At 58.2% G+C, this 9,709-nt stretch carries 9 protein-coding genes; 3 read left to right on the top strand and 6 right to left on the bottom strand.

The annotated features are described in order from the left end of the window. Positions 1-79 precede the first annotated feature (79 nt). From ACNR9O_RS15880 to ACNR9O_RS15890, 3 genes are all read left to right on the top strand, one after another. Positions 80-424 carry a hypothetical protein gene (locus tag ACNR9O_RS15880; protein WP_473687119.1) on the top strand — a complete coding sequence of 115 codons (345 nt, stop codon included), beginning with the start codon at positions 80-82 and terminating at the stop codon, positions 422-424. A gap of 187 nt (positions 425-611) precedes the next feature. Then, positions 612-1,244, top strand: a complete 633-nt coding sequence (locus ACNR9O_RS15885; RefSeq protein WP_473687117.1) for a hypothetical protein — start codon at positions 612-614, stop codon at positions 1,242-1,244. Positions 1,245-1,266: 22 nt separating this feature from the next. Further along, entirely contained in the window at positions 1,267-2,625 is a 1,359-nt protein-coding gene (locus ACNR9O_RS15890) for an XVIPCD domain-containing protein (protein ID WP_473687115.1), read from the top strand. On the opposite strand, the gene ACNR9O_RS15895 is transcribed toward ACNR9O_RS15890, so the two are convergent. From ACNR9O_RS15895 to ACNR9O_RS15920, 6 genes are all read right to left on the bottom strand, one after another. Beyond that, positions 2,615-2,830 carry a type II toxin-antitoxin system HicB family antitoxin gene (locus ACNR9O_RS15895; protein WP_473688363.1) on the bottom strand — a complete coding sequence of 72 codons (216 nt, stop codon included), beginning with the start codon at positions 2,828-2,830 and terminating at the stop codon, positions 2,615-2,617. The genes ACNR9O_RS15890 and ACNR9O_RS15895 overlap by 11 nt on opposite strands. A 113-nt stretch (positions 2,831-2,943) precedes the next feature. Next, positions 2,944-3,399: a hypothetical protein gene (locus ACNR9O_RS15900; protein WP_473700655.1), complete on the bottom strand. Its 456-nt coding sequence runs from the start codon at positions 3,397-3,399 to the stop codon at positions 2,944-2,946. An 84-nt stretch (positions 3,400-3,483) separates the two neighbouring features. Continuing rightward, on the bottom strand, positions 3,484-3,837 hold the full coding sequence (locus ACNR9O_RS15905) for a hypothetical protein (RefSeq protein WP_473687111.1): 354 nt from the start codon (positions 3,835-3,837) through the stop codon (positions 3,484-3,486). A gap of 126 nt (positions 3,838-3,963) precedes the next feature. Then, on the bottom strand, positions 3,964-4,320 hold the full coding sequence (locus ACNR9O_RS15910; RefSeq protein WP_473687109.1) for a DUF6869 domain-containing protein: 357 nt from the start codon (positions 4,318-4,320) through the stop codon (positions 3,964-3,966). A gap of 147 nt (positions 4,321-4,467) precedes the next feature. Further along, positions 4,468-4,857, bottom strand: a complete 390-nt coding sequence (locus ACNR9O_RS15915; RefSeq protein ID WP_473687107.1) for a hypothetical protein — start codon at positions 4,855-4,857, stop codon at positions 4,468-4,470. After that, positions 4,844-9,457 carry an RHS repeat-associated core domain-containing protein gene (locus ACNR9O_RS15920; RefSeq protein ID WP_473687105.1) on the bottom strand — a complete coding sequence of 1,538 codons (4,614 nt, stop codon included), beginning with the start codon at positions 9,455-9,457 and terminating at the stop codon, positions 4,844-4,846. The genes ACNR9O_RS15915 and ACNR9O_RS15920 overlap by 14 nt, the downstream gene beginning before the upstream one ends. Positions 9,458-9,709 lie beyond the last annotated feature (252 nt).

Here is a 9,709-nt window from a genome sequence, read left to right on the forward strand (position 1 = left end):
TCACCGCCGTGCAGCGCGGGCCGGATGGGGTGCAACCCATCCGACCCGCTGACCACAAACAACTTCAACGGAGTTGATCATGGCTGACATCGATCATAAGGCAGACCCGCGCCCTCTTCCCACCGAGGCGCTCCCCACCAACCCACTGGCTCGCCCCTACGACGTCCCAGACGACGTGGAAGATTCGCATCAACGCCTGCTCGCGCGCCTCGCCAGCATCAGCATGGCGGTGAACGTGCTCACCGGCTTGCTCGGCAATCACGAAGTCTTCCGCGATCAACAGGCCTGCGGCCAACCGACCGCACCCGGCGAATGGCCATTGCCACCCACGTGCGTCGAAGGCCTGCTCATGGCCGTCCACCACCTGAGCCAATACGCCGAATCGCTCAGCCTGGGGCCTGTACTGGTGGCCGAATCGGTGTAATCGATGCAAGCCCGCGGCGTGCCCTGTAAGCGGCACGCCGTGCTTCCGCCGCCCCACATACTTGCGGCCGAGAGGAATTATCTGGAGGAGTACGGCGAATTGAAGGGCAGCAGACTCCCCGTTATCGTCGATCACTCGAATCTAAAGCCATACCGGGTTAGTCGCTTCATCACCAAGGAGAGCTGAGATGGCTGAGAAGTTCTGCGAGCGAGCGATCTTCTTTTTGTTTGCAATCTGTCTAGTCGGCTCGGCAAGTGCCATCCCTCAAGCAACGGGCCCCGAGGCTTTGGCCGTACCTGACGCGATTCGATCCCTGCTTTCCCCCACTGATACGGTGCTGGCATTCAAGCGGCAGGACCAGTTGGACGGTACCCATACGGGGGCTGCCATGGTCGTTCGCCATGCATCGCACCAAGCTTCCACCGCCAATCCATGTGAGCTCGTGATCTTGCAAAGCAAGGGCACCGATTACCTCGTCGTAGATAAGACTGACAAGGCTGTGGATTGCCTCACCATCAGCTTTCCCAAGCGGGCCGGCGAGATGGACCTCAATGACAACCTCACGGTGAAGCCCAAGGAAATCGGCTACTTCAATGAGCGAGAGCGCGGCGGGCAAACCTATGTCTTCGCCTACTCCGCCAAACGATCAGCCTGGCACCTCACGCATGCAAGTTCGGTCTACACGCGACCTGGCGCAAGCAAAGTGGATGTCATTGAACTGACGGCCGACTATCCGGCCGACCTTGGCTGGATTCCCATGTCTTCGTTCGATCCTCGCCTTATCGCGAATGCTTTAGCCAAGCATCGCGTCGTTCATTGATGCCATAACGCAGGGATGCAAGATGCCGAAATTCAACGATAGCTCCGCCCTTTTATTCAAAGCCTGCATCGATGCGGGCATTACGTCACCCGCCGAGCTGGCCAACATCATGGGAAATGCATCCGTCGAAACCAAGGGCTTCACGACGATGCATGAGTCTCTCGGCTACACGACGGACGAAAATGTCGAAAGAGCAGTAAGCAGCGCTACACGCCGGAATACCAGGGAAGAAATCCAGGCAGCGATCGACAGCAAAGACCCCGAGAAAATGGCTCACATCCTCTACGGCGGCCGTCGCGACCTCGCCAACACCGAGCCTGGAGATGGCTGGCGTTATCACGGCAGGGGATATTTCCAATACACCGGTAGATACAACTACCGCACCTTCGGCGAAAAGTATGGCTATGACCTGGAGGGCAACCCCGATCTGGCTGCCGAGCCGGCGATTGCGACCAAGCTGGCTATTGCCTACTGGCGTGATGTTGTTCCGGAAACCGCGCGAACGGATGCGCGAGCCGCAGGACTGGCCATTAATGGCGGAGAGAATGGAGCCGACGATCGGGAGAAACGTTCGGCGGCTTGGGCTAAAACCATTACTCCAGAACTGGTCCAGGGCGTCCAGGACGGCACTATGACGCTGGAGCAACTTGCACAGGCCGGATTTGACGACGCACAACCACCCAAGGCTCGGCATCCAGATGGAACGCTGAGGCGGGGAGATTACGGTGACGATGTCCGAGACCTTCAGACTCAGCTCGCCAGGCTCGGATACACCGACCGGTCGGGAAATCCCTTGGAGGCAGACCGCCAATTCGGCCCCTCCACATACGCCGCAGTCGAAGCCTTCCAGCGCGATCATGATCTTAAAGTCGATGGCGTCGTCGGCCGGGACACCCGAGACGCTCTCAGCGAAGCCTCACAGCGCCTTGCCCCGCAGAGTTCCTATGCATGGCAATGCCCCGATCGCCTGGACGATCCCACCCATCCCGATAATGAGTTCTACCTCAGCGCGCGTGCCCTCGTTTATCAGCTGGACCATCAGAATGGCAGATCCCCCGACGCACGAAGCGACAACTTGGCTGCCGCATTGACCGTGTCCGCGCGCGCAAGCGGCTTGCAGAGGATCGACCAGATCGCCCTGAATGAAGACGCGTCAGTGCTATGGGGTGCCCAACGCCCATCCGGCGTCCGCGATCACTTCTTTGATCGGCATTGCAAAGTGGACACTTTGCAAGGACTCAACACTCCTATGGAACAAAGTGGAGCGCAGTGGCCACAAGCGATGCAGCAATTTCAGGTGCAGCAGGAACAGCGGGAGGCTCAACAAAAGCAAACCCAGCTGCAGAACCAACAGCAAGCCGACCAAGCACTCAACCGATAACGTCCCAAGTCAAACCTCTGAATTCCGGGCTCCTCCGATGCTCCGACAACGGTTTGGGCGCCGGAATGGCACTACTGCTATCGAGGGCCACATTGATCCGGAGATCATCGGCGTCTTTCGCGTTCTTGAAAGCTTCGTCCAGAGTCTCACCTGCAGAAAAGCAACCCGGAAGGTCCGGGACTACGAATACCCCAGGCGGCCACATCGCTCGATGTTTCAGTGGCAATGGGATATTTCATCGTTATCTCGTACACGAGCCAAGCCAACGGCACACCTAGAAGGTGCGCCGTTGCTGACATCCTCGATAACGCACTGTTCTCATCTCACGTGATAAAGCACCGCCGCGCCCGGCTTCGCCTCGAACGCCGGCACGGTGCGCTGCTTGAGCGCATTGCCCTTCGCATCCCACACAAGCGTCTCTTGCGGATACTCGTCCTTGCGCGTCATCGCATCGATCTGCTTCACGATCACCGCCGAACCTTCTTTCACCTCGGGGTTCCAGGTGAAAACACCGACCTCACCGTAGAACGCCGCCGGTGCATCCGCATCGAGGCGACGATCGGGACACATCACCAAGCCGCGTTCCAACATCACGCGCAATGCACCCACAGGCACCGCCTTCACCGTCGGCGTCGTGCGATCGGCACTATGCCCCGGGCAGACATTGGCGGAACGGGTAACCATGTCTTCGACGACTTCGCGATCCGATTGAGCGAAAGCCGGCATGGCCACAGCGGCGAGAACGAGGAAAGCGGCGGGGGACATCCTTTGCATGGTCTTACTCCTTGGCTGTTGGTGCCCCTGAGGGTAACAAAGGCGCGTTAAGTCGAATTAACGCAGATGTCACTTTTGAGACGGCTAAGCGATGAAGTAGACACCCTTATTGCCAGCCGTCTTGGACAGCGCCATCAATGATTGGATGATCGGCACGAGATCGCCAGGATCGCAATCGAGTTCATCGGTCTTCGACCATTGCATCGCTATGCCAGGAATATCGGCGTCTTCTTTCGCCGCCAGCGCCTTGACGAAGCGCACCGGGAGTTCGATCAGATCGAACGGCGCGCTTTCCTCGATCGGCAGCAGCTCGTGTCGATCGAAGTCGAATGCGTCGTCGGTGACGATCGAAAAGAGGTTGCTCAGATCGAGGTCGGTGATGCCTCCGAACTCGAACAAGTTATCAACTTCTTTGCGCTCGCCCGAGACATAGGCCATGGCTTCTTTGCGTGAAGCAGAGAAAAGTGAATTTGGACGAGACACGCGCACTCCAAGACAGCAATTTCATCGGCACCGAAAAAAGGGACCAGTGCCACTCAGGCATTCCGCGTCGAAAAATGCTGCCTACGCAGCACTTCTTTCGACACGCCGCCAAATATCCGACGTATCACGAGGCCACACTAAAGAAAGAGCTTTTTTGAACGCAGCGTCCTCTCGTGCCAATCGTTCAATTTCATCAACAACGACCGAACCGTTCTCAGCGATCACATTCTCCAATGGGCCAGCAGCCACATTCGAGAGAACAAGCTCTCCACTGTCTAAACGAATTACTTCAACGATCAAATCCAGGCAGACAGCAGGCTCTTCGTGAGCCAGCCGCCCCAGCTCCTTTCCCACACTTATGTGCTCTCGCGAAGCATTATCCGCTTGATGCGCATACTGAAGCGCCACCCAACCATTAGCGAGTTCGTCTTTAGTCATCTCTCACTCCTCTACTTGGGCGCGGGCTTGACGCTTTGCCATCGAACACCTCCGTGCGAGGATTGCCCTCGCTCCTAGGTGTCCGAGAAATCAGAGGTAGTCCATTCCGACCCCTTATAGTCGTGAAACCCAGTTTTCTTGCGTCAGCTATTTTGTGGCATCCAATTTCATCAAATCAGTGGCCAGCTTTCTATTGTAAGTGATTGCATATTTTTGTGCGGAACCCACGAGCAAGGAGTGCTCTTTGTCGCAAGGCGCATCAGTGGTTCCTTCAATGATCCTCTTGCCATGTTTGCGTACTAGCGGGTCTCCCTCTTCCATCCCAGGGACAACAACGACATACCCGTTGACCCCCACAAACCTATAGTCATGGGATGCGAAGGCCTTCGCCTCGTCTGCAATGGGGTCGCTCTTCTTGAGAGCGAGCAGGCCAGAGAGATCAACCCCCTGGCACTTCGATTTTTGTTCATTAGCGCAGCCGGATACGCCAAGGATTGCGGTAAGCACAATAAGGACGCGTAGATTAAGGCACTTCATACTTTATCCTTGAGGGTTGCCCCAAGTCATTGGCGACCGGATTTTCATTCTGATTTACGTTATTCATCCTGCCTGGGCCGTCATCATCCGTCGCAAAGATTAAATGTCCGAGTTCATGCGCGATCCCTCGCTCAAGAGAGCCACGTACGATACCTGCGGCTGTATACATGCAAGGAGAAAATGCAGGATCAATGTACATATTTTCTCCACCTAGGAACTCGGATTGGAATATATGCCCTGCTGTGATGTGGATCGTTTTTGGCGAGCCGTGTCTATACCAAGGTCCTTTGATGGCATCAAGCATCTCACCTCCTCGGCGAGTCGCAAACACTCTGTTGACCGCATCTATGACTCTCTGCTGCTCTTCGGGGGTGCCTCCCTCAACATATATCGGCTTCTCCCAGGGGAAAAGGAATAGGCCTAATGGATCGGAGAAGCGAAGCGGCGATGCAGCCACATAGCTATAGGTCGCCACTCCCGCGATCATCCCGAGTGGGTCACTTTGTACATAGCGACCTGCCGTTGAATCGAAGTCACGGTGGACGTTTTGATACAGCCCAGTCTCGAGATCGAAGTATTGGCCAGGGAATCGTAAGTTGAGGTTCTGCCCAGTGCTGGCGGCAGCCACCTCTCCAAACGGATTTGATCGAAATCCCCACTGCCAGGTAGACGAGCCGGTGGCATCACTAACTGCGCGTGGCGTGTTTAGCCCGTCCGCATGTACGTAGCTTACTGTCTTCGCAGTCCCGGTGCTGTCCACCATGGCAACCGGAAGATTGTCGAGCCAAATATAGATCCGATTTGCCACCCCGTATTCGCCAATAAGCTGACTGCCTTCGTTGTAGGCAAAGCGCTGATTGGCCGTGGCCACCTTGGCGACGCGTTGCCCCATTGCGTTGTAGGTATAGCTCGCTATGGTCTGGCCGTTACGCTGTACCACCGACATCCGATTACGGTCGTTGTAGCCATAGCCGAAGGCATCGCCGCCAGCCGCGCTACCCGTCGTGTTGCCATTGGCGTCATAGGATCGGGCACTGTTACCAATGCTCGTCAGCCAGTGTGTTCCCACTTGGTAGCCGTAGGTGCCGGCTGCCAATCCATTGGCTGTCTTGCTGAGGCGGTCACCGGTCTTGTTATAGGTGTACGCCTCAATGGTTTGCCCCTGCGCATCCTTGAGACCTGTGAGGCGATACAGCGGATCGTAGCTGTAGGTTTCGACAGCCGGATTGGCACCTGGCGCGTTGCCAAGCGCCGTGATGTTGCCCATTACATCCCGCGCAAAGTGCAGATTCAGCGCCGGGCTGACGACATCCGTCACCGCATAGTTGGCATCGTAGGTGCGCGTGATCGTCTGTCCATTGCCGAGCGTGTAACTGGCAATAGGCCCGAATGGCAGATAGCTGACATTGGTCACCACGTTGCCGGCGCCCGCACCGTTGGTGCCCGGCGGCAGCACGGTGACGGCGTTGATGCGGCCAGCGCCATCGCGCCCGTACTGGATGGCCGTGCCATCCGGTGTCCGCGTGCTCGCCAGACGGTCGGCCAAGGTGTAGGTGTAGCTCACCGCGTCGACATTCGTGCCCTGCGTCTGGGTCTTCTTCACCACATTGCCGCGGGCGTCATAGCAGTAGACCGTGGTGACGGCCGTTTCGACGATGCTGGTCAGGCGGCCGATCGGGTAGGAGCCGGCGCAGCCGGTGGCGCTGTCGGTTTCGTCATAGCGGTAGCTGACGTTGGCGTCGCTGTGCGGGTAGGTGGTGGCGGTGATGCGGTTGAGGGCGTCGTAGGTGCTGTTACTGACCACGCCGCGTGCGTCCTTGGCCTGGACGCGGTTGCCGGCGGCGTCGTAGACGTAGGTGGACGTGCCCGTGTCCGGGCTGTGCACGGCGGTGGTGTTGCCCAGGCCGTCGTAGTCATAGGTGGTGTTGAGGCCGTCCGGATCGCTGACGCCTTGCAGCTGGTCGCGGGCATCGTAGGCGAACACGCTCTGGGTGTTCTGCGTGGCGGTGTCGGTGCCGTTGTAGTTGTCGATGGTGGTGATCAGGCGATTGAGCGCGTCGTAGCCCTGCTTGCGCTGGATGCCCAGCGCATCGGCGCTGCGCACCAGATTGCCGTTGGCGTCGTAGCTGTCGCTGAAGCTGGCGTCGAACACCGTGCGGTTCAGGCCATCCTTGATGCCGGTGAGCTGCCCCAGCGTGTTGTAGCTGCGACCCAGCGAGCGGCGCAGGGTGCCGCTGGTATCGAAGGTTTCTTCCTTGGTCTTGTTGCCGGCCGCGTCCAGCGTGTAGTGGATGCGGTTGCCCAGGGCGTCGGTGATGTCGGTGAGGCGATGGGCGGCGTCGTAGGTGTAGGTAACTTTGACGTCATCCGGATCGGTGACCGAGGCCACGGTGCCGTAGGGGGTGTAGCCGATCTGGGTGACCGCGTCGTTGGACGAGGATGTGCCGTCGGTGTTGGCGCGGACCGTTCGGGTCAGCAACCAGCCGCGCGGGTGATAGGTGAAGTCGGTGAGGATGCCGTTGGCGTCGCGTTGGCGGGTGATGCGGCCGTTTTTGTCGTAAGCCACATAGGTGGTGACATGGCCCGCAGCGTCGGTGACTTGATAGAGATCGCCGGCGCGGTGACACGCACTGCCGGCCGTGCCGCAGCTGGATTCGTCGGTCCTCAGGTAGTAGCTGTAGTGCACCGTGCTGGTGAGATCGGTGCGCGGGCCGGTGACGCTGACTAGCAGGCCGGCGAGCGGACACTGCGTCGCGTCCACGGCATCGCAATAGGTATACGTCCAGCGACTCACGCCAGCGGGAGCCGTTCCCGATGCGGCACAGACATAGCTGGACGCCACGGATGGATCGATCTCGCAGCGAGCGATGACCTGTCCCGTGCCGTTGTAGGCCCAACCGCTGCTGGATACTGTGTTGCCGCCGGCATCGCTCACCTTGCGTGTCAGCGGAACGCGAAGCGTGGTGTTCCAGGCCAGCTGGGTGGTGCGCTGATTGGCCGTGCCTACCCCATCAACCTTCTGCTGCAACAAGCCCTTCGCGTCGAACGTGTAGCCGGTCGTGACGCCGTTCCAATCTTTGGCGGTCTGTAGAAAGCCCTTCGTGTCATAGGACATGCTCTGACCCATGCAATCGCTGCAGGCGGGACCGGTAACCGAGACCAGACGAGTTCCACCAGCGATATTCTGGAAGTTGTAGGTGCGTTGACTGCCGAGGTTGTCTGTCAGCGTGGTCGCATTGCCGCTGTAGCTGAGCGTGCTGGTGTCGACATTGCCGGCGAGGGCGCTGGCCGTGGCCATGCCGGTGGTGGTGTCGTAGATCCAAGTGGCGTAAGTCTGTTGGGTTTCATCGACCCAGGCCGTCAGGGCACGAGGAAAGGTGCTGTTCTCGTACTTGTAGCCGACCGCGCTGCCGTCCGCGTAGGTGACTGAGGTCAGTCTTCCCAACGGCTCATAGCCATACTTTACCGACGTGCCATCGGGCAATGTCAGTTGGCTCAGCAGCCCATTGTCGTTGTAGATGAAGGAAAGGGTTCGTCCGTGGTTGTCCGTCACGGCCTGGACGGTAGTGACATCACTGTTCGCCACAGTGTTATAGGTCACCGTCCGGGTATAGCCATCGCGTCCCACGATACGCAACAGATTGCCGTTGATGTCGTAGCTCTCAACATCCCCATTCTCCGCCGTGAGCGCGTAACCGTTACCCATGGGTGTCAACGTGATCTTGCTCTGCCCGTAAGATGTGCAGGCATCATGAAAGCAGGCGAAATAAAGGGATGTTCCATCGGGGCGAAGCACTGTCAGGCCGATACCCGCGTCACTGATACCTCCTGTGATGACCGACAAGCCATTCGTATTCAGGACAGGAACGACCTCACCGTTGGAGAGCTGGCATTGCCCACTGGCCGTGAACGTCGCGGTCACGCCGGCATAGGCGGTATTGGGGGGCGTGCCACCAAGACCCTGAGCGATATCCGCCACGCCTTGCACACATGCCGCAGAAGCCGATCCGTAGACACCGGATGTCGCCGAGCCTTGGGTGGTAACTCCATGAGGAGGTAACTTGGTAGCTTTGCCGATGGGGTAAAGGTGTCTTCCGGCGTATTCGTTCTGCCAGCCGGCAATGCCTACCTCGGGCGACAAGGGGTTGCTGTTGTAGTGGCGGGCGAACCGCAGCCGGCCGTCGCCGCTGCTGAAGTCCAGCGCCGACTCCGACATATTCCCTGTGCCGACTTCAATGGGGTAGGCCGTCGCGACGCGCCCCTGATCGCAATCGCAGTTACCTCCGCTGGCCGTGTCGCCTGGTAAGGCCAGGTAATAGCCAGCCTCGCAGGCCCATACACCGTAGTTCTTGTCATATATCCAGGCTGTAACGCTGTCGCAGCTATCTACTGTGTAGACGCCAAGAACGAACGTATCGCTTTTCTGCCCGAACGTGCACACCGAATTTGCGTACATCCAACGGGTGTACTGATGGTTGCTATAAGTTGACTGGACAGCGGCCATCTGCCACCCGGTCGGCACACAGGTGGGACTGCCATAGGGCCAGGTCGACGTGACATACGGTTGCCAGAACGCCTTCGCGTCGGCTTCCGACCACATGCCTTGATTACCTTCGCTGAGCTGAGTGCCAAGTTTTGCGGCGTTCCAATTCTGCGCATTAGCCGCAGGAGCCAAGGCCAATAGGCAGCATAAGAATGTAAGTAGCCAACATTTCATACGCAGTCCTTTAATGGTTGTTCTCTTCGCAAACAAAAAAAGGGCTGTGATCGCCAAAAGCGATCACAGCCCTTTTTGCATATAGATTCAGGAGCGGAAAGCTCGGAGAAAACCTCCAAGCATCTAGATCCGTCC

The sequence above is a fragment of the Dyella sp. CR10 genome (assembly GCF_055814425.1).